The following is a 19,071-nucleotide window of genomic DNA, read 5'->3' on the forward strand; positions in this document are numbered from 1 at the left end:
TGGCTGAATCAGGGGCGAACCCGCACGTCCAGAAGTGCGAGCGTGCGTTTCGTGCGGATATGGTCGAGCGCCTCGGCCAGCATGTCGGGCAGCGCAGCGCCGTCGTCGACACGCCGCGCCCAGGCGCGGCTTGCCTCGGCAACCCGGGTGAAATCCGGAACGGGCGAAAGCTGCGTCAGCGGCATGGTGTTGCTGCGCGCCGCATAGCCATCGGGATAGACGCCGAGCACCGACTGGCGCACCGCGCCCCATTCGGCGTTGTTGACGATGACGACGAGGATCGGCAGGTCTAGCGCCTCGGCGATCTGGTGGCAGGCGACCGGATTGGCGAACATGTAGGAACCGTCACCCATCGTGGCGACGATGAGCCGTTCGCGGTCAGCAAGCTGCATGCCGAGCGCGGCCGGGAACGACCAGCCGAGACCGCCCGCATGCGGCTCTTGATACCAGGCACGGTGATGGCCGAGCGTCATCGGGGCCATCGGGCAGCCAAGTTCCGACAGGACGGTTGCATCCTGTCCCTCGAGCGCCCGCGAAAGACACAGGCTGACCCATTCCTTGGTCATGATGCCGTCGCGCCCGGCTTCCGCGGAAGCCAGCGTCTTGTCCCGCGTCTTCGCATTCTCGGCGGCAACGGTCTCGCGCCGCCGCGTCAGCCGGTCGGCGTCCTGCGGGCGGAGCGCGTCCATCGCCGCCTTCAGCGCCAGAATGCCGTCGGACAGATCGCAGGCGATCGATATGTCGGAGCGGAAGTTGCGCACCGGAGTGCGGCTCGCCAGCGGGTCCTGCGCCATCTGGATGATCGTGCAGTCCGGCCGGGGCCGATGCTGTTCAGGCGACCACGGCGCCAGCGCGTCGAGAACGAGGATTGCGTCGGCGCGCTCGATCAGCTTCGCCGGGTTCGCCTCGGCGGCCATCGGATGATTGGTCGGGATCGCGAGCGCCAGCGCCCAGTACTGGCAAACCGGAATCCCCCATTCGGTTGCCAGCTCGGAAAGGGCGGCGAACGCCTCCGCGCTGCCGGTTCCGTGCTGCGCGAAGATCACCGGATTCTCCGCCTCAGCGAGCACCTTGGCCGCTTCCGTGATCTGGCGCGGATCGGCATGCGAAACGGCGGGCTGCATCAGCGGGCGGGCATCGAGCCCCGCGGTAGGCGCGGGCTCGCACAGCACCTCGCGCGGCAGGCTGACATAGACAGGGCCGCGCGGCGTCGAATTGGCGATCGCCCAGGCGCGGTCGGCGATTTCCAGCGCCTGTTCCGGGAAGCGCAGTTCGTAGTCCCATTTCGCGGCCTCGCGCACCAGCGCGGTCTGGTCGCGCATTTCCTGGCCCCAGCCGATCGGCACGGTGCGCGTTCCGAAGCGGTCCTTTTCCGTCGTGGGCGTGCGGCCTGAAAACAGCAGTATGGGAATGTGCTCGACGGCGGCGTTGATGGCGCCGATGGCGCAGTTGGCGAGGCCCACATTGGTATGCGCGATCACCGCCTGAGAACGGCCCGTGGCCAGGTAATAGCCGTGCGCCATGCCCATGGCGGCCGCCTCGTGCGGCATGATGAGCGCGCGGGGCAACGGCACGTCCTTGGTCGCAGCTTCCGCCAGCCCCTCGATGATCGGCGGGAAGTCGGTGCCGGAATTGCAGAAGAGATAGTCGACGCCGACTGCCTTCAGCCGTGCAAGCAGCGCGCCGCCTGCGGTTAGGGTCTCCAAGCCGGCTTTGATGGCAGCCTTGTCCATCGGATAGTCTCCGTTATTGCAGCAGGCGGGGAAGGGTGAGCGAGATTGCCGGAAACAGCACCAGCAGCGCGATCCGAACCATCTCGGTGCCGAAGAACGGCATGACGCCCTTGAACGTTTCCCGCATCGGTATGTCGCGCGCGAGCGCGTTGATGATGAACACGTTGAGCCCGACCGGCGGTGTTATCAGGCCGAGTTCCACGACGACGAGAATGACGATGCCGAACCACAGCTTCGTCTCGTCGGGTGTCAGCCCGAAATCGAGCCCGGCGATCACGGGCCAGAAAAAGGGGATGGCGAGGATCACCATAGACAGGCTGTCCATCAGGCATCCGAGAACCAGAAAGGCCGCGATGATGAGGACGAGGATAACCATCGGCGCGAGGCCGCTGCTCTGAAGCATCTCGGCGGCCGATTGCGGCACGCCGGCGCGCGACATGAAAATCTTGAGCAGCTCGGCGCCGAGCAGGATCAGGAAGATCATGCCGCTGGTGCGCGCCGTTTCCAGCAGAGCGTCACCAAGGCCGGGCAGCGACAGACGTCGCCTTGCAAAGCCGTAGGCCACGACAAGCGCCACGCCGATGGCGGCTGCGGCCGTCGGGTTGTAGATGCCCGCATAGATGCCGCCGATCACGACGCCGAAGATGACGAGGACAGGGATCGTGGCAAGCGTTGCTGCTCCGAGTTCCGCCCGCGAAACCGCCTGACCGGATGGGCCGGCTTCCGGCACGAATCGGCAGTAGAGCGCGACCGTGCCGACGAACATGAGTGTCGCCAGCAGGCCGGGCACGAGTGCGGCCGCGAACATGGTGACGATGTTCACCTCGACGATGATCGCATAGACGATCAGCACGACCGAGGGCGGGATCAGGATGCCAAGCGTGCCGCCCGCCGCGATGGTGCCGGTCGCCAGCGCGCCCGAATAACGATAGCGCCGCAGTTCCGGCAGCGCGACCTGCCCCATGGTGGAAGCTGTTGCCGTGGACGAACCGCAGACCGCGCCGAACCCCGCGCAGGCCGTTATCGCAGCCATGGCGACACCGCCGCGGAACCGGCCCAGCCAGGCGTTCGCCGCGCGGAACAGGTCACTGGACAGACCGCAGCGCGACGCGAGCCCACCCATCAGGATGAACATCGGCAGCACCGACAGGTCGTAGTTCGAGAACTGCGCGTAGGCGAGATCCTTGAGCTGGTTCAGGACGATCATCGGCCCCGATTGCAGCGATATGCCGAAGATGCCGACGAGGATCATCGTATAGGCGATCGGCACGCGAACGGCGATCAGCACCAGAAGCCCGGCGAGACCCGCTATGCCCGTGATGTAGCTGTCCATCATCGCGTCACCGGGGGCTGGATGCGTTGCGCGATGCGCGAGCGCTGGCGAGAAGGGTCACGATCGCGGCGCACAGCAGCAGCGCCAGCGAGACGAGGATCGGCGGAAAAGCCGTCCACAGCGGCAGCTTCAGCACGGGCGTCACTTCCGGATAGCGCAGGTAGCTGCGGAAGCCCGACGACATCTGCACCAGCAGCAGAATCGAGAAGGCGATGGCGAAAAGCGAGGAAAAGGCTGCCATGAGATTTTTGCCGCGCGCGCTCATGCCCTCGGTGAACACGTCGACCGTCACGTTAGAGCCCGTCATCTGGCAGTAGGGCAGGAACATGAAGATCGCGACGGCGATGATGTGCTTGACCAGTTCATGGTCTGCGGCGAACGGCCGCCCGAATAACAGGTTCGACAGCGCGCTCGCAGCCGTCATCAGCGCCAGGCCAAGGGTGAGGAGCCCGCCGCCCAGCGCCCACCACCGCACAACCCTGACCAACAGTGCGCCCAGTGCGGTTCTCGTAGGTGGCGGGGGAGGCTCGGTGCCTCCCCCGGTCAGTTCTGTCGCGCTCAAGACTTGTGCGCCGCCAGCGCGGTGCGCGCCGCCTCTACGAGACCGGCGGCATCGAACGTACCCGACTGCTCCTCGACCCAGCGGTCGACGACCGGAGCGAGCGCCGTATTGAAGGCGTCCATCTCTTCCTGCGAAAGCACGATGTGTTCGTTACCCTTGTCGACGGCCATCTTGATGCCGAAGTCGTCGGCACCGCGCCAGATCTTCGCCACCTCGAGCAGCCAGTCCTCACCGCTGTGCTTTGTGAAGATCTCCTTCAAATCGTCGGGCAGCGCTTCCCAGCGCGCCTTGTTCATGGAGACCTGGAAGGTCGTGGTGCCGAAGCGGTTATTGTCCGGTCCCTCGATCTGATACTGCGTCGACTCGAAAAGCTGCAGCGGCGGGATGATCTCCCAAGGGATCAGGGCGCCATCGACAGCGTTCGTGCTCAGGGCCTGCGGCAGGTCGGGAACCGGCATCGTCACCGGTGTTGCACCCATCGCCTCTACCACCGCATTGCCGGTGGGGCCTGGAACGCGCAGCTTGAGCCCCTGCGTATCGGCGGGCGTGCGGACGAGCTTGCTGGCCATGTGCAACGCCTGGCCCGCATGCACGTGCATGAAGAGGACATGGACGTCGGAGAACTCCTCCGCGAGGTGCTCGTCGTACATGTCGCGCATGGCGAGGTTGGCTGCGGCAAGGTCGTTCGTGAAGACGGTGGGCAGTTCGAACACCTCCGAGCGCGGGAAAAGCCCCGGCGTGTAGCCGTTCACCGTCCAGACGATGTCGACCACCCCGTCCGCGACCTGGCGGAAAAGCTGCGGCGGCGCGCCACCCAGCGACATGGCGGGGTAAATCTCTATCTTTATGCGGCCGGCCGACTCGTCCTGAATGGCCTTGGCCCAGGGTTCCAGCATCTGCGTGTGCGCAGGGGCCTTGGGGCCGAGGAAATGGTGAAGCTTCAGCTCCACTTCGGGATTCTGAGCCCAGGCCTGTCTCAGATAGGCGGGCATCGCAACGGCGGCAGCCGTCGCGGCAAGAAACTGCCGACGTCCGATCATCAATTTTCCTCCCGTTGGCGCGGGGACATATGCGACCGCGCTTCATTCGCCAGCAGGACGGAACCTCCTTCCATCATGCGGCACCACTCACGATAAGAGGCACCCTTCATTGCCGGAATAGACATTTTCAGACAATAATTGCACTTTATCTGGGTTGGGGTAAGAGTGATTTCGATGGCGCTTTTTACAAACCAGCCTGAGCCGGGCGCGCAGCCTGATGCCGAGGTCTCTCTGGTGCGCGGTGAATTGACATCCGGCGAATGGACGTTTCGCGATGCGCGCCATCGCGGCTTCGTCCTGGAATCCGGCAGGGGCCGGGTCAGGATGAGCGATGGCGAGATCGCCTTTGCGGCGCCCTGCCTGTTGTGGCTGCCAGCCGGCGCCCAGGCGCGACTTCTGCTCGAGGCCGGTTCGCGCGGCATTTCGCTTGCGGTCAACGAGGTCGGCATAGCCGGTGCCATCACAGCCGGACCTTTCGCCGGCCAGATGCGCGCGACCCTCGGCCAACCCTTGATCCATCAGCGGCTGGAAACCCGGCAGGCAAGACGCCTGTACGACGCCCTGGAAGCCATCGGCGAGGAAGCCGCGCTCGACCTGCCGGCCGGGCAGGAGGCGCGCCGCCATTTGCTCGCACTGTTCTTTATCGCGACCTGGCGTCTGTCGGGACCCATGATGCGCGAGACGAGACCGCTGCCGCGGACCATCGCGCAGCGTTTCCTCCACGCGGTCGACTTGCATTTTCGGGATCACTGGACGATTGCGCGCTACGCAGACGAGGTCGGTGTTTCGCCGGACAGGCTCAATGCCACGGTGCGGCGCACCACCGGGCGGTCGCCGCTGGCGCTCATCCATGGCCGCCTGATGCGCGAGGCCGAGGCCTTGCTCGACGATTCCAGCTTGCAGATTTCCGAGATCGCCGAAGAATTGGGCTTTTCCGACCCCGCCTATTTCAGCCGCTTCTACAAGCGGTTGTCCGGGCACTCGCCGAACATGCAGCGGCGCGACCTTGCGCGCCGCCACGGAGCTCCGTCATTCGCTGCCTGGCCCTGACAGTCGCCAGGCGGTCGCCTGAACGCCTCAGCTTCGAACGGCGCGTGCGCCCCAGATGAGGATGCAGGCGCCAACGAACCCGGCTACGAGATAGCCCAGCCAGCCGCCGAACGATACGCCGAGCAGCCCGAACAGGAAGCTCGCCACCGCCGCGCCGACGATCCCCAGAATGATGTTCAGGAAGAGGCCGGTATCGCTCTTCATGACGCTGGATGCGATCCAGCCCGCCAGCCCGCCTATGATGATGGCCGCAATCCAGCCCACGCTTGCGTCTTCCATATAAAGTCTCCTTCGTTGCCGCCCCGACATCGCAATGATTCATCTTCCGCGCGCGTTGGCAAGACCGATCGGGTCTGGACCATTGTCGAACTGTGTAGCGACCCTGTTCAGGCCTGCCGGCGGTTGCTAGCTTTCCCCTGCGGGAAGGGCAATCGAGGAGGTGGAATTCATGCGTTCTTTACGCGGTTACACATTGGTCCTGGCGCTGGCGGTGGCAATGCCGGCAGCGATCGCACAGGAAGCGCCCCAGCCCGAAGCCACCACGAAACTGGCCGAGCGCGTTTCCGTGCGGGCCAAGGAATTCATGGTCGCGAGTGCCCATCCGCTGGCAACGCGTGCGGGCTATGCCGTGCTGGAGGCGGGCGGCACCGCTGCGGATGCGGCGGTCGCGGTTCAGGCGATGCTGGGTCTGGTCGAGCCGCAGAGCTCCGGTCTCGGTGGCGGCGCCTTCGCGCTCTATTGGGATGCCGCGCTCGGCGAGCTGACGACGTATGATGCGCGCGAAACCGCGCCGCTCGCCGCCGACGAGACGTACTGGCTGGGCGAGGACGGCGCACCGATGGAGTTCGTCGCGGCCGTTGTCGGCGGTCGCTCGGCTGGCGTTCCGGGAACGCCGAAGCTGATGGAAACGCTGCACGGCAAGTTCGGGCGGCTGCCCTGGGCCGGCCTGCTGCAGCCGGCGATCGATACCGCGGAGCAGGGGTTCACGGTCTCGCAGCGGCTTGCCGATGCGATCCCGCAGGCACCGGGGCTCGACACCTTCGAGACGACACGCAGCTACTTCTTCGATGCCGGCGGCACACCGCTGGCCGAGGGCGCCACGCTTGAAAACCCGGCCTATGCGCGCACCCTCAGGCTTGTTGCCGAGCAGGGCGCGGCACCGTTCTATACGGGCCAGATCGCCCGCGACATTGTCGCCGCCGTGCGGACCGAGACGAATCCCGGTCTGCTGACCATGGAGGATTTCGCGCGCTACGAGGTGATCGAGCGCGAGCCGGTTTGCGTCGACTATCGCCAGAACGAGGTCTGCGGCATGGGTCCGCCGAGTTCGGGCGGTCTCACCGTCGGCCAGATGCTGGCCATGCTCGAGGCCTTCGACCTGCCGGCGATGGGTGAAGGCGTCGAGGCGCGCCATCTCTTTGCCGAGGCCTCGCGCCTGGCCTTCGCAGACCGCGGCATGTACATGGCCGACAGCGATTTCGTCGACATGCCGAAGGGGCTTCTGGAGCGCGCCTATCTCGCCGAGCGTGCGGCGCTGATCGATCCGGCGGCATCCATGGGCAAGGCCGAGGCCGGCGATCCGCCCTGGGACGAGACGAAGCTCTATGCCCCCGATGTCGAGCGTCCGCGCCACGGCACCTCGCATTTCGTCATCGTCGATGGCGACGGCAACGCGATCTCCATGACAACGACGATCGAGAGCGGCTTCGGTAGCCGCGTGATGACAAACGGTTTCCTGCTCAACAATGAGCTGACCGACTTCTCCTTCGCGCCGGAGGTAGATGGCAAGCCGGTCGCCAATCGTGTCGAAGCGGGCAAGCGGCCCCGCTCGTCCATGGCGCCGACGATCGTGTTCCGCGACGACCGGCCGGTGCTGCTGACCGGCAGCCCCGGTGGCGCCAACATCATCAACTACGTCGCGCTGTCGCTCGTTGCCCTGCTCGACTGGAACATGGACCCGCAGGAAGCGGTGGACCTGCCGCATGTCGTCAACCTGAACGGTACGACGCGTGTGGAAGAGGGCGACGGCGCCCAGCAGACGGCGGACGCCCTGACCGCGCTCGGTCATGAGGTCTCGATTGCCAACCTCAATTCCGGCCTCCACGTCATCAAGCTGGAAGGCGGCGAGCTGATCGGCGCTGCCGACAAGCGCCGCGAGGGACAGGTGATGGGCCGCTAGCTGACAGCCACGCTTATCGCGGCAGGCATTCTGGTATAGCTCCAGCGTAATCAAAGATTTCGCTGATTCGCGCTGGAGCGCGCCATGAACAGAACCGCCGCATCCTTCCTGCTCGTCACCGTGCTGACCGCTGCGCTGGCGGCGCTCAGCTTCGCCGTCGAGCAGAAGGGTTATGCCTTCGGCGCGCTCGGCCTTGCCCGGCTCGATAATCTCGCCAACGCGGCGACTTTCGTGCCGCTTGCAGCCATCTACGCCTTCGCTTCGGTGTTGATGATGATCCTGCCGCTGCGTGCCGCCGGCTTCGTCCACACCAATGGTGCGACGCCAACCTATGCGGCAACGCTGGTGCTGCTGGCGACGATCGTCGGCGTGCTCGTCGCCCGCTTCGCCTTCGGCGACCGGGCCGCGCTCTGGGCCCTGCTCGACTGGCAGTTCCTCTTTGCCGGCGGGATCATCGCCGCCCACCTGCTGATGAACGAACTGCGCCGCAACGTGCTGCTGCGCACGATCTTCTTCGTCGTCTTCATCGCCGCGACGCTGGCCTGCCTGTTCTGGACGTTCCGGCTCTGACCTGGCGGCCTTGCGATTATTGCAGGTCTGTCGTCTCCGTTTCCAGCCAGGCCCGGAACGAGCGCAGCGGCGGATGCTGCGCGCCGCTTTGCGGCCAGATCAGGTAATAGGCGCCGACACCCGAGATTGCTTCGCCATAAGCGGGCACGAGCCGGCCTGCCTCGATCTCCCCTGATGCCAGGAACGCCGGTAGCAGCGCCACGCCCATGCCGTGAATGGCGGCCTGGATCATCGTCGCGAACTGATCGAACATCATGCCGCGCGCCGGCTGCGCGCCACAGCCATGCGCCTCGAACCAGCTCGTCCATGCTCTTGGCCGCGTTTCGAGCAGCAGAAGCGGCGCGGTCAGAAGGTCGCTTGCCTCGTCCAGCGGATGACGCTTGTGGAAGTCCGGCGCGCAGCAGGCGATCATGCGCTCGTCGAACAGCTTGACGTGCTCGGTCTCCGGCCAGTCGGGGTCGCCGAAATGGATCGCGGCGTCGAAGGTGCTTTGGGCGAAGTCGAACCGTTGCAGGCGCGTGCCGAGATTGATGGTGACGCCGGGGTGCGCGGCGAGGAAATGCGGCAGGCGCGGGGCCAGCCAGCGTGTACCGAAGGTCGGCAGGATCGCCAGCGACAGCGTGCCGCCGCCGGGATTGGCGCGCAGCCCGAGCGTCGAGCGCGCGATCAGGTCCAGCGCCTTGCGCACGTCATGTGCATAGGCCTTGGCCGCGTCGGTCGGCTTGAGACGCTTGCGCTCGCGCTTGAACAGCGTGACCTCCAGCTGTTCCTCCAGCGTCTTGACCATGCGGCTGACGGCGCCCTGAGTCAGCGACAGCTCGCGCGCGGCCGCAGCCGTCGAACCGGTGCGGCAGACGGCCTCGAAGGCTGCCAGCAGGCTGATGGAGGGCTGGAGCCGCCGGGGCGTGCTCCAAATATGCGGATTCGACATGTTTGATCGACCAAAAAGCGTTTTGCCTGCATAATACGCGGCTCATAATATATCAAAGGCTGGAACGTCCGGTCGTGGCATGCTCTGCTGCCGCGACCGCTTCCGTATTCAATTCGCCGTTCAAAGAGGACAGGCATGAACATTTCCGCACAGACCTCTCCGCACAAGGACGAAAAGATGGCGTCGTTCTCGTGGTCCGATCCATTCCTGCTCGACGATCAGCTTACCGAAGACGAGCGCATGATACGCGACGCCGCGGCCGGGTTCGCTTCCGACAGGCTCCTGCCGCGTGTCGAAGAAGCCTATCTGGAGGAAAAGACCGATCCGGCCATCTTCTCCGAGATGGGGCAGGCCGGCCTGCTGGGCGTGACGATCCCCGAGGAATATGGCGGCTCGGGCGCAGGCTACGTGTCCTATGGCCTTGTGGCGCGCGAGGTGGAGCGTATCGATTCGGGCTATCGCTCGATGATGAGCGTCCAGTCGTCGCTGGTGATGCATCCGATCTATGCCTATGGCTCGGAAGAGCAGCGCAAGAAATATCTGCCCAAGCTCGCTTCGGGCGAGTGGATCGGTTGCTTCGGCCTGACCGAGCCGGATGCCGGTTCCGATCCAGGCGGCATGAAGACGCGTGCGGTGAAGACCGACGGCGGCTATCGCCTCAAGGGCTCCAAGATGTGGATCTCCAACGCACCGATCGCCGACGTATTCGTGGTCTGGGCCAAGTCCGAGGCGCATGACAACGCGATCCGTGGTTTCGTGCTGGAAAAGGGCATGAAGGGGCTCTCGGCGCCGAAGATCGGCGGCAAGCTGTCGCTGCGCGCGTCGATCACCGGCGAGATCGTGATGGAGGACGTAGAGGTCGGCGAGGACGCGCTCCTGCCGAACGTCTCCGGCCTCAAGGGACCGTTCGGCTGCCTCAATCGCGCCCGTTACGGCATCTCCTGGGGCGCCATGGGCGCGGCCGAGGATTGCTGGTTCCGCGCCCGCCAGTACGGCCTCGATCGCAGACAGTTCAACAGGCCGCTGGCACAGACGCAGCTCTTCCAGAAGAAGCTCGCCGACATGCAGACGGAAATCGCGCTTGGCCTTCAGGGCTCCCTGCGCGTCGGCCGCCTGATGGACGAGGGCAGGTTCGCACCGGAGATGATCTCCATCGTCAAGCGCAACAATTGCGGCAAGGCGCTGGACATCGCCAGGCAGGCGCGCGACATGCACGGCGGCAACGGCATCCAGATCGAATATCACGTCATGCGCCACGCGCAGAACCTCGAGACGGTCAACACCTATGAGGGCACGCACGACGTTCACGCCCTCATCCTGGGCCGTGCGCAGACGGGTCTGCAGGCGTTCTTCTAAGGCAGCCGCCCAAGGCATGATCGTAATGAAATGAAGGTCCGCGCTTGCGCGGACCCGCAAGCTTGAAAAGGGTCTTTGAACATCATGGATATCGCAAAGGAAACGACGGCGCTTCTCGAACGGCTCGGCGTGGACAAGGCTGTGCTGGCGGGCGGCTCGATGCCGTCCTACAGCCCGTTGACCGGCGGCAAGGTCGCCGACCTGTCGCCGATCTCGGCGCAGGACGCGGCAAAGGCGATCGATGCGGCCGATGAGGCGTTCCGCCAGTGGCGCAACGTGCCGGCCCCGCGCCGTGGCGAACTCGTGCGCCTGCTGGGCGAGGAACTGCGCGCTTCCAAGGACGACCTCGGCCGTCTCGTTTCTATCGAGGCAGGAAAGATTCCGTCCGAGGGTCTGGGCGAGGTTCAGGAGATGATCGACATCTGCGACTTCGCGGTTGGCCTGTCGCGCCAGCTCTATGGCCTGACCATCGCATCCGAGCGCCCCGGCCACCGCATGATGGAGACCTGGCACCCGCTCGGCGTCGTCGGCGTGATCTCGGCATTCAATTTCCCCGTAGCCGTGTGGTCTTGGAATGCTGCGCTGGCGCTGGTGTGCGGAAATTCGGTCGTCTGGAAGCCGTCCGAAAAGACGCCGCTGACCGCGCTCGCCTGCCAGGCGATTTTCGCGCGCGCCGCGTCGCGTTTCGGTGATGCGCCCGAGGGTCTGCTGCAGGTGCTGATCGGCGACCGCGCCATCGGCGAGGTGCTTGTCGACCACCCGAAGGTTCCGCTCGTCTCCGCCACCGGCTCGACCCGAATGGGTGCCGAGGTCGGCCCGCGGCTGGCGAAGCGGTTCGCGCGCGCCATCCTCGAACTCGGAGGCAACAATGCCGGCATCGTCTGTCCCTCCGCCGATCTCGACATGGCGCTGCGCGCCATCGCCTTCGGCGCCATGGGCACGGCAGGCCAGCGCTGCACGACGCTGCGGCGGCTGTTCGTACACGAGAGCGTTTATGACGATCTCGTGCCGCGCCTGAAGAAGGCCTACGAAAGCGTTTCGGTCGGCAACCCGCTCGAGACCGGCGCGCTGGTCGGTCCGCTGATCGACGCCGCTGCCTACAAGGGCATGCAGTCGGCACTTGAAAAGGCAAAGGCCGCGGGCGGCGAGATCACCGGCGGAGCGCGCATCGAGACGGCCCACGACACCGCCTTCTATGTGCGCCCGGCGCTGGTCGAGATGCCGAAACAGGTTTCGCCAGTCACCGAGGAAACCTTCGCTCCCATCCTCTATGTGATGAAATATTCCGACTTCGACGCGGCAATTGCCGACCACAATGCAGTGGGTGCGGGGCTTTCCTCGTCGATCTTCACCCTCGACATGCGCGAGGCCGAGCGCTTCCTGTCGGCCGACGGCTCCGATTGCGGCATTGCCAACGTCAATATCGGCACCTCGGGTGCGGAGATCGGCGGTGCATTCGGCGGCGAGAAGGAAACCGGCGGCGGCCGCGAATCCGGATCGGACGCGTGGAAGGGCTACATGCGCCGCGCCACCAACACGGTGAATTATTCGACCGTGCTGCCGCTGGCGCAGGGCGTCTCGTTCGACATCTGACGCGATCGTCTCAACGAAAAAAAGGGCGGCACTTGTGCCGCCCTTTTTCTTTTCAATCAGGCCGGGCGCTCAGGCCGCGCTGGCCAGGCGTTCCCGCGCAAACGATCGGCCATCGCTGTCGAAGATGTGCAGATCGCCGGCATCGGCCGTCAGCCGCACGGTCGAGCCGCGCTCGACCTCGGCGTTGCCGGGCAGCTTGGCGACCAGCGGCTCGCCTTCGCGGCCCAGGTCGACGTAGAGAAGCTGCACCTCGCCGAGCTGCTCGATATAGTCGATGCGCCCTTCGAACAGCACGCTGCCATCCGCGTCCGTTGCCAAGCGCAGGTCTTCCGGTCGCACGCCGAAGCTGGCCTGTGTGCCGGCGGCCGAGTCCGGCGTCTGGGTGGGTACGTGCGCGACCGTCCCGTCGGCGAGCCGAACGGCGGTGGGCCCGCCCGCCCGCTCGATCGTGGCCGGCACGATGTTCATCGACGGCGAACCGATGAACTGGGCAACGAACAGATTGCCAGGGTGGCGATAGAGTTCCATCGGTGAGCCGACCTGCTCGACATAACCGTCCTTGAGCACCACGATCCTGTCGGCGAGCGTCATGGCCTCGACCTGGTCGTGGGTGACGTAGATCATCGTCGTATTGGCCATCTGCTCCTTGAGCTTGGCGATCTCTATGCGGGTCGCGACGCGCAGTGCGGCGTCGAGGTTCGACAGCGGCTCGTCGAACAGGAACACCTTCGGGTTGCGGCAGATGGCGCGACCGATGGCGACGCGCTGCCGCTGGCCGCCGGAGAGCGCCTTGGGCAGCCGGTCGAGATATTTGGTGAGCTGCAGGATTTCCGCCGCCTGCTTCACGCGCTCGTCGATCTCCGCCTTGCTGGCCTTGGCGATCTTCATGCCGAAGGCCATGTTGTCGTAGACGGTCATATGCGGATAGAGCGCATAGGACTGGAACACCATGGCGATGCCGCGCTTGGACGGCGGCACGTCGTTGACCAGGTCTCCGTCGATCTGCAATTCGCCCCCGGTTATGTCCTCGAGACCGGCGATCGTGCGCAAAAGTGTCGATTTCCCACAGCCGGACGGGCCGACGAAGACGATGAACTCGCCCGATTTTATGTCGAGATCGATGCCGTGCAGGATTTCGAGGTTGCCGTAGGCTTTCCTCACATCCTTGAGCAGAAGATTGGCCATGTTTTCCTCCTCCCGATTCCGTTCGTTCAGGCAATCCGTCCGAACCAGGCGCCATAGGCGCCGAGCCTGATCGTTCCGCCCGCGCTTGTGCCCGCAAAGCCGTGCCCCGGTATCGAGACCGGCGAAACGCCGTCGCCCAGCTCCAGCGCGGCGTCGTTGCCGCCGAGGTTGAAGGCGCACAGGATCTGTTCGTTGCCGTGACGGCGGGTGAAGACCACCACGTCGCCCTGCGCATCGTTGAAGGTGATTGAGCCCTTGATCAGCGCCGGATGGGCGGCGCGGAAGGCGAGCATGCGGCGGTAATGTTCGAGCAGCGAATGATCGTCGCCGGTCTGGGTGTTGACCGCCATGGTCAGATGCTCGGCAGGCACCGGCAACCAGGGCCGGGCCGGCGAGAATCCGGCATTGGGCTGGTGCGAATCCCACACCATCGGCGTGCGGCAGCCGTCGCGCCCCTTGAATTCCGGCCAGAAGCGGATGCCGTAGGGGTCATGGAGGTCCTCGAAGGCGAGGTCCGCCTCCGGAAGGCCGAGTTCTTCGCCCTGATAGATGCAGACCGAGCCGCGAAGGCTCATCAGCAGGGCCGAAATCACCTTCAGATAGGCGGTGCGATCCCATTCGCTGGCCGCCCAGCGCGATGCGTGGCGCATCACGTCGTGGTTGGAAAAGGCCCAGCACGACCAGCCGTCGCTGGCGACACGGTCGAATTCCTCCAGCACGGTACGCACCCGCTCTGCGCTGATCTTGTCGGGCGACAGGAAGTCGAACGAGTAGCACATATGCACGCGGTCGTTGCCGGCCGTGTAGTCCGCCACGATCTTCAGGCCGCGCTGCGCGTCCCCCACCTCGCCGACAGCCGCTGCCGCCGGATATTCGTCGAGCAGCGCGCGGAAGCGGGTGAGGAACGCCACGTTTTCCGGCCTGCTCTTGTCGTAGATATGGTCCTGCCAGTTGTAGGGATTGACGGCTGGCGCCGTTGAATAGTCCCGCGATTCCGGCGCCAGTGCCGGATTGTCCTCGAGCCCCTGGCTGTGGAAGTAGAAGTTGATCGTATCGAGCCGGAAGCCGTCGACGCCGCGCTCCAGCCAGAAGCGTGTAACGTCGAGCAGCGCGTCCTGGACCTCGCTGTTGTGGAAGTTGAGATCCGGCTGCTCGGCCAGGAAGTTGTGCATGTAATATTGCTGACGCCGCGCATCCCACGCCCAGGCGGACCCGCCGAAGATCGACAGCCAGTTGTTGGGCGGCGTGCCGTCGGGCTTTGCGTCCGCCCATACGTACCAGTCGGATTTCGGGTTGTCGCGCGAGCCCCGGCTTTCGCGGAACCATGGATGCGCATCCGACGTGTGCGACAGGACGAGGTCGATCATCACCTTGAGCCCGAGCCGATGCGCCTCGGCGACCACCGCGTCGAAATCGTCCAGCGTGCCGAACATCGGCTCGACGTCACGATAGTCGGAGACGTCGTAGCCGAAATCCGCCATCGGCGAGCGGAAGAAAGGCGAAATCCAGATCGCGTCCGCGCCGAGGCTGGCGATATGCGGCAGCCGGGTCAGGATGCCGCGCAGGTCGCCAATGCCGTCACCGTCGGAATCCTGGAAGGAGCGCGGGTAAATCTGGTAGATGACTGCCCCCCGCCACCAGTCGCGATCCGGTTCCACCGCCGGTTCCGCGCCTTCCCTGTTCTGGATATGCACTGCAGTCTGCATCGATCAACCACCCTTGACGGAGCCCGCGAGCAGCCCGCGGACGAAATAGCGTTGCAACGAGAAAAACACGATAAGCGGCACGATTATGGTGACGAAGGCCGATGTGGTGAGAATTTCCCAATCGCCGCCGCGTGAACCGAGCAGCGCATTGAGCTTGCCGGTCAGCACGAGCTGGCTCGAGCCTGAGCCCAGGAACACCATGGCCACCAGCAGGTCGTTCCACACCCACAGGAACTGGAAGATCGCAAAGGAGGCGAGCACGGGGAAGGAGAGCGGCAGCACGATCTTGACGAAAATTTCGAAGTCGCTTGCTCCGTCGATACGCGCCGATTCCATGATCTCGCGCGGCAGGCCGGCGATATAGCTGCGCAGCAGGTAGATCGCGAACGGCAGGCCGAAGCCCGTATGCGCAAGCCAGATGCCGAGATAGGTCTTGGCCGGCACGCCGAAGAAGGCGCCGACGCCATTATAGAGCTTGAGCAGCGGTATCAGCGACATCTGCAGGGGTACAACCAGCAGGCCGATGACGACGGCAATGAGGATCGCGCGGCCGGGAAAACGCATCCAGGCGAGCGCGTAGGCTGCGAACGCCGCAATCAGGATCGGGATGATGGTGGCCGGAATCGTCACGGTCAGCGAGTTGATGAACGATCGGCCGATGCCCTCCGAAAACAGCACCGTCTCGTAGTTTTCCGTGGTGAAGCGCGGCGGTGTCGATGCCTCGAAGAAGACGCGCTCGCCGCGGCGACCCTCAAAGGCTACGGGCGAGGAATAGACATAGCTGCCGTCCTCGTTTACCTGCAGCGTGACGCCGTCTTCCAGCTCGGCCACCGTGCCGGCCTCATGCGCGGTCGGCTCCTGGATGCGCGTACCGAAGGCGGTGATGGTCAGTGCGGTGCCGTCCTCCAGCAGATTGCCGGAGATCACGAAGCGTCCGCCCTGCTCGACCTGGGCGTCGGCTGCGTCGGTGCGGCCTTGCCCGGTCTGCGACGAGGTGGTCAGCGCGGTCCACCAGCCGGAAACGGCGATCTGGTCCTTGTCGCGCAGCGACGACACGAGAATGCCGAGCGTCGGGACGGTCCAGACGATGACGATCAGCAGCACGGCGATATGAACGCCCCAGCGCTGGGCAAAACTTTTGCCGGTCGCAGCCATGTCAGTGTCCTCCCGTCTCGCGCGTGGCGTTGCGGATGTTCCAGATCATGATCGGTATGACGGCGAGCATGATGATGATCGCGATGGTCGCGCCGCGGCCGAAATCGCCGCCGCCGCGGAACATCCAGTCGAACATCAGATTGGCGAGAACCTGGGTGTTCCACTGCCCGTTTGTCATGGTCAGCACGATGTCGAAGACCTTGAGGACCAGGATGGTGATGGTGGTCCACACCACCGCGATCGTGCCCCAGATCTGCGGCACCATGATCTTCCAGAAGATCTGGAAGCCGTTGGCGCCGTCGATGGTCGCAGCCTCGATCGTTTCGTCGGGGATACCGCGCAGCGCGGCCGACAGGATCACCATGGCAAAGCCCGTCTGGATCCAGATGAGGATCACCATCAGAAAGAAGTTGTTCCAGAAGGGCAGCGAAATCCATACCTGCGGTTCTCCGCCGAACCATTGCACGATGGCGTTGAGCACGCCGATCTGCGTCTGGCCGTCGCCGCGGTACTCATAGATGAACTTCCAGATCACGCTGGCGCCCACGAACGAGATGGCCAGCGGCATGAAGACGAACATCTTGGCGATGTTGCCCCACCAGATGCGGTCGGTGAGCACGGCGATGACGAGGCCGAAGAAGGTGCAGGCCGCCGGCACAACGGCGAGCCAGAGGAAATTGTTAAAGATCGCCTGGCGGAATTCCCTGTCGCCCAGCGCCCATTCGTAATTGGCGGTGCCGACAAAATTCTGACCGCCGCGGTCGAGGAACGAGAGGCGCGCCGTCTCGATCACGGGGTAGATGAGATAAATCGTGAGGATCAGGAGGGCAGGCCCGAGAAACAGCCACGGCCGGATCAGTCCTTGGCGTCGCAGATTGTCGATGGCCGACTGGCTCGAAACGCCGTGCGCCGGAAAGACCAGGTCCAGCAGTCGGTTGGCGCCCCAGAAATAGACGACGCAACCCGAAACGCCCAGAACGACAGTCAGAATCGCAGAGATGATCTGCCCCGTCATCGTATCCTCCCACTGCTGGCCGGGGCTTGCGCGGGAAGCGTCCCACGCCGGCCCCGGTGCGATAGATTTGTCCGAAGGTGTCGACTTGTCTGCCGGTCCGGGCCGCGCGCGACCCGGACCGTTAGTTTCGGGGGAGGAGCCCCGCCCTTATTTGATCGCGTCCCAGCTCGTCTGGATTTCGGTGGCAACCTGCTCGGCCGGCTTGCCGCCGACGAGTTCGACCATGCCAGTCCAGAACGATCCTGCGCCGATGCGTCCGGGCATCAGATCCGATCCGTCGAAACGGAAGGTCGTGGCGTCGGCAAGGATCTGCCCCTGGCGCTTCAGCTCTTCGTTGGCATAGGCATCGACGTTGACGCCCTTGTGCGGGGTCACGAAACCCGACTGGGCCATCCACAGCTCATGCGTGAGCGGCATCTTCAGGAACTCGATGAAGGCTCGCGAGGCATCCGAATCGCTGGTGATCATCGCCAGCGTGCCGGCGCCGAGAACCGGCTTGCCGAGATCCTTTTCCGCGTAAGGCGGCATGTAGAAGAAGTCCGCATCGATGCCCATCTCGGTTCCCTCTGGGAAGAAGGACGGGATGAATGACGCCTGATGGTGCATGTAGCACTTGGGCGGAATATCGAAGAGGCCCTTCGGGCTGTCACGGAAGTCGGTCGCGGCGACCGCGGCAGCGCCACCGTTGACGTAATCGTTGTTGGTGGCGATGGAGGCGAAGATTTCCAGCGCCTCCACGACCTGTGGGTCGTTGAAGGGAATCTCGTTCTTCACCCACTGGTCGTAGACGGACGGTTCGTGGATGCGCAGCATAATGTCCTCGACCCAGTCGGTCGCGGGCCATCCGGTCGCGCCGCCCGAACCCAGGCCGATGCACCACGGCACACCGCCATCCTCGACGATCTGGTCCTGCAGCGCCAGCAACTCTTCCATGGTCTCCGGCACTTCGTAGCCGGCATCCTCGAAATTGTCCGGCGAATACCAGACGAGCGATTTGACGTCGGCCTTGTAGGGGAAGGCGAAGAACTGTTCATCGCCCGTATCGTCGGCATAGGTGCCGAGATCGACCCAGGATTCGCCGGCCCCGTAGTTCTGGGCGACCCAGGCGGCAGTGTCTTCGCCGAGGGGCGTGAGCAGGCCCTTCGATGCAAGGTCCTGGATAAGGCCCGGCTGCGGCAGGATCGCGATATTGGGCGGGCTGCCCGCCTGCGTGTCGATGACGATCTGCTGTTCGTAGTTCTCTGACGACGAATAGTTGACGGTGGCACCCGTCGCTTCTCGGAAATATTCGAGGATCGACTGGATTAGGTCTTCGTCGGCGCCGCGCCAGGGTCCGAAAACGGTGAGCGTCTGACCAGACAGGTCGGTCTGCTGCAAGGTCTCGTAGTCCGACCAGGTGAAACGGCCGTCCTCGCCCGGCGCGAATTTGAGCTCGGCCGCGGCCGGTGCCGCATACATGGCTATTGTGGCGAGCGCTGCACCCACCAGCAGGGATTTCCTCATGATTTCCTCCCGTTCGAAATCGACATCATTCGATGCACGCGACCTCCATTGCGCACACGGCCGGCGCGTTGTTTCGCCGATTGCTCCGACACGAAATCCAAAGCGCTTTGACTGCTTGCATCTTCGACACCGAATTGACGCAAAGTCAATAGGGGCAGAG

16 protein-coding genes are annotated in these 19,071 nt (G+C 64.6%); 5 read left to right on the forward strand and 11 right to left on the reverse strand.

The window, feature by feature from the left end; translation table 11 throughout:
• Positions 1–8: 8 nt before the first annotated feature.
• Genes ACVJNE_RS07525 through ACVJNE_RS07540 form a run of 4 tightly spaced genes read right to left on the reverse strand, consistent with a single transcriptional unit; the run spans position 9 to position 4,668 of the window.
• Entirely contained in the window at positions 9–1,733 is a 1,725-nt protein-coding gene (locus ACVJNE_RS07525; RefSeq protein WP_499564354.1) for a thiamine pyrophosphate-requiring protein, read from the reverse strand.
• Between the two features lie 13 nt (positions 1,734–1,746).
• A complete protein-coding gene (locus ACVJNE_RS07530; protein WP_499564356.1) occupies positions 1,747–3,069 on the reverse strand; it encodes a TRAP transporter large permease in 1,323 nt (440 codons plus the stop codon).
• 4 nt (positions 3,070–3,073) lie between these two features.
• The gene (locus tag ACVJNE_RS07535; protein WP_499564358.1) at positions 3,074–3,628 is read right to left on the reverse strand and encodes a TRAP transporter small permease; all 555 of its coding nucleotides are present in this window, start codon (positions 3,626–3,628) and stop codon (positions 3,074–3,076) included.
• Positions 3,625–4,668 carry a TRAP transporter substrate-binding protein gene (locus ACVJNE_RS07540; RefSeq protein ID WP_499564360.1) on the reverse strand — a complete coding sequence of 348 codons (1,044 nt, stop codon included), beginning with the start codon at positions 4,666–4,668 and terminating at the stop codon, positions 3,625–3,627. Before ACVJNE_RS07540 ends, ACVJNE_RS07535 begins: the two co-directional genes overlap by 4 nt.
• Positions 4,669–4,842: 174 nt before the next feature.
• Between ACVJNE_RS07540 and ACVJNE_RS07545 the strand changes: the two genes are divergently transcribed.
• Positions 4,843–5,718: a helix-turn-helix domain-containing protein gene (locus ACVJNE_RS07545; protein WP_444726926.1), complete on the forward strand. Its 876-nt coding sequence runs from the start codon at positions 4,843–4,845 to the stop codon at positions 5,716–5,718.
• A 27-nt stretch (positions 5,719–5,745) separates the two neighbouring features.
• Here the strand turns inward: ACVJNE_RS07545 and ACVJNE_RS07550 are convergent, their stop codons facing one another.
• Positions 5,746–5,997: a GlsB/YeaQ/YmgE family stress response membrane protein gene (locus ACVJNE_RS07550; protein ID WP_173188452.1), complete on the reverse strand. Its 252-nt coding sequence runs from the start codon at positions 5,995–5,997 to the stop codon at positions 5,746–5,748.
• Between the two features lie 169 nt (positions 5,998–6,166).
• On the opposite strand from ACVJNE_RS07550, the gene ggt reads away from it, so the two are divergent.
• Positions 6,167–7,897, forward strand: a complete 1,731-nt coding sequence (ggt, locus tag ACVJNE_RS07555) for a gamma-glutamyltransferase (protein ID WP_499564362.1) — start codon at positions 6,167–6,169, stop codon at positions 7,895–7,897.
• A gap of 84 nt (positions 7,898–7,981) precedes the next feature.
• Positions 7,982–8,467, forward strand: a complete 486-nt coding sequence (locus ACVJNE_RS07560; protein ID WP_499564364.1) for a hypothetical protein — start codon at positions 7,982–7,984, stop codon at positions 8,465–8,467.
• A 16-nt stretch (positions 8,468–8,483) separates the two neighbouring features.
• Here the strand turns inward: ACVJNE_RS07560 and ACVJNE_RS07565 are convergent, their stop codons facing one another.
• Positions 8,484–9,398 carry a LysR family transcriptional regulator gene (locus tag ACVJNE_RS07565; RefSeq protein ID WP_499564366.1) on the reverse strand — a complete coding sequence of 305 codons (915 nt, stop codon included), beginning with the start codon at positions 9,396–9,398 and terminating at the stop codon, positions 8,484–8,486.
• A gap of 177 nt (positions 9,399–9,575) precedes the next feature.
• On the opposite strand from ACVJNE_RS07565, the gene ACVJNE_RS07570 reads away from it, so the two are divergent.
• On the forward strand, positions 9,576–10,754 hold the full coding sequence (locus ACVJNE_RS07570) for an acyl-CoA dehydrogenase (protein WP_499564907.1): 1,179 nt from the start codon (positions 9,576–9,578) through the stop codon (positions 10,752–10,754).
• 84 nt (positions 10,755–10,838) lie between these two features.
• Positions 10,839–12,347, forward strand: coding sequence for an L-piperidine-6-carboxylate dehydrogenase (amaB, locus tag ACVJNE_RS07575; protein WP_499564368.1), 1,509 nt, complete (start codon positions 10,839–10,841; stop codon positions 12,345–12,347).
• Positions 12,348–12,416: 69 nt separating this feature from the next.
• On the opposite strand, the gene ACVJNE_RS07580 is transcribed toward amaB, so the two are convergent.
• The 5 genes from ACVJNE_RS07580 to ACVJNE_RS07600 all read right to left on the reverse strand — a co-directional run bounded on the left by ACVJNE_RS07580 (position 12,417) and on the right by ACVJNE_RS07600 (position 18,911).
• Positions 12,417–13,532 (reverse strand): ABC transporter ATP-binding protein, encoded by a 1,116-nt coding sequence (locus tag ACVJNE_RS07580; RefSeq protein WP_499564370.1) that lies wholly within the window; start codon positions 13,530–13,532, stop codon positions 12,417–12,419.
• Between the two features lie 26 nt (positions 13,533–13,558).
• The gene (bglA, locus tag ACVJNE_RS07585) at positions 13,559–15,238 is read right to left on the reverse strand and encodes a beta-galactosidase BglA (RefSeq protein ID WP_499564372.1); all 1,680 of its coding nucleotides are present in this window, start codon (positions 15,236–15,238) and stop codon (positions 13,559–13,561) included.
• A gap of 3 nt (positions 15,239–15,241) precedes the next feature.
• The gene (locus tag ACVJNE_RS07590) at positions 15,242–16,393 is read right to left on the reverse strand and encodes a carbohydrate ABC transporter permease (protein WP_499564374.1); all 1,152 of its coding nucleotides are present in this window, start codon (positions 16,391–16,393) and stop codon (positions 15,242–15,244) included.
• Position 16,394: 1 nt separating this feature from the next.
• Positions 16,395–17,408 carry a carbohydrate ABC transporter permease gene (locus ACVJNE_RS07595; protein ID WP_499564376.1) on the reverse strand — a complete coding sequence of 338 codons (1,014 nt, stop codon included), beginning with the start codon at positions 17,406–17,408 and terminating at the stop codon, positions 16,395–16,397.
• Between the two features lie 147 nt (positions 17,409–17,555).
• Positions 17,556–18,911 (reverse strand): ABC transporter substrate-binding protein, encoded by a 1,356-nt coding sequence (locus ACVJNE_RS07600; RefSeq protein ID WP_499564378.1) that lies wholly within the window; start codon positions 18,909–18,911, stop codon positions 17,556–17,558.
• Between the last annotated feature and the right edge of the window lie 160 nt (positions 18,912–19,071).

It is taken from the genome of Mesorhizobium sp. DxT (assembly GCF_058448885.1).

Excerpts from the sequence above, each read along its gene's own strand:
- ACVJNE_RS07525 (WP_499564354.1), bottom strand. The coding sequence starts at position 1,733 with ATGGACAAGGCTGCCATCAAAGCCGGCTTGGAGACCCTAACCGCAGGC.
- ACVJNE_RS07530 (WP_499564356.1), bottom strand. The coding sequence starts at position 3,069 with ATGATGGACAGCTACATCACGGGCATAGCGGGTCTCGCCGGGCTTCTG.
- ACVJNE_RS07540 (WP_499564360.1), bottom strand. The coding sequence starts at position 4,668 with ATGATCGGACGTCGGCAGTTTCTTGCCGCGACGGCTGCCGCCGTTGCG.
- ACVJNE_RS07545 (WP_444726926.1), top strand. The coding sequence starts at position 4,843 with ATGGCGCTTTTTACAAACCAGCCTGAGCCGGGCGCGCAGCCTGATGCC.
- ACVJNE_RS07550 (WP_173188452.1), bottom strand. The coding sequence starts at position 5,997 with ATGGAAGACGCAAGCGTGGGCTGGATTGCGGCCATCATCATAGGCGGG.
- ggt (WP_499564362.1), top strand. The coding sequence starts at position 6,167 with ATGCGTTCTTTACGCGGTTACACATTGGTCCTGGCGCTGGCGGTGGCA.
- ACVJNE_RS07560 (WP_499564364.1), top strand. The coding sequence starts at position 7,982 with ATGAACAGAACCGCCGCATCCTTCCTGCTCGTCACCGTGCTGACCGCT.
- ACVJNE_RS07565 (WP_499564366.1), bottom strand. The coding sequence starts at position 9,398 with ATGTCGAATCCGCATATTTGGAGCACGCCCCGGCGGCTCCAGCCCTCC.
- ACVJNE_RS07570 (WP_499564907.1), top strand. The coding sequence starts at position 9,576 with ATGGCGTCGTTCTCGTGGTCCGATCCATTCCTGCTCGACGATCAGCTT.
- amaB (WP_499564368.1), top strand. The coding sequence starts at position 10,839 with ATGGATATCGCAAAGGAAACGACGGCGCTTCTCGAACGGCTCGGCGTG.
- ACVJNE_RS07580 (WP_499564370.1), bottom strand. The coding sequence starts at position 13,532 with ATGGCCAATCTTCTGCTCAAGGATGTGAGGAAAGCCTACGGCAACCTC.
- bglA (WP_499564372.1), bottom strand. The coding sequence starts at position 15,238 with ATGCAGACTGCAGTGCATATCCAGAACAGGGAAGGCGCGGAACCGGCG.
- ACVJNE_RS07590 (WP_499564374.1), bottom strand. The coding sequence starts at position 16,393 with ATGGCTGCGACCGGCAAAAGTTTTGCCCAGCGCTGGGGCGTTCATATC.
- ACVJNE_RS07595 (WP_499564376.1), bottom strand. The coding sequence starts at position 17,408 with ATGACGGGGCAGATCATCTCTGCGATTCTGACTGTCGTTCTGGGCGTT.
- ACVJNE_RS07600 (WP_499564378.1), bottom strand. The coding sequence starts at position 18,911 with ATGAGGAAATCCCTGCTGGTGGGTGCAGCGCTCGCCACAATAGCCATG.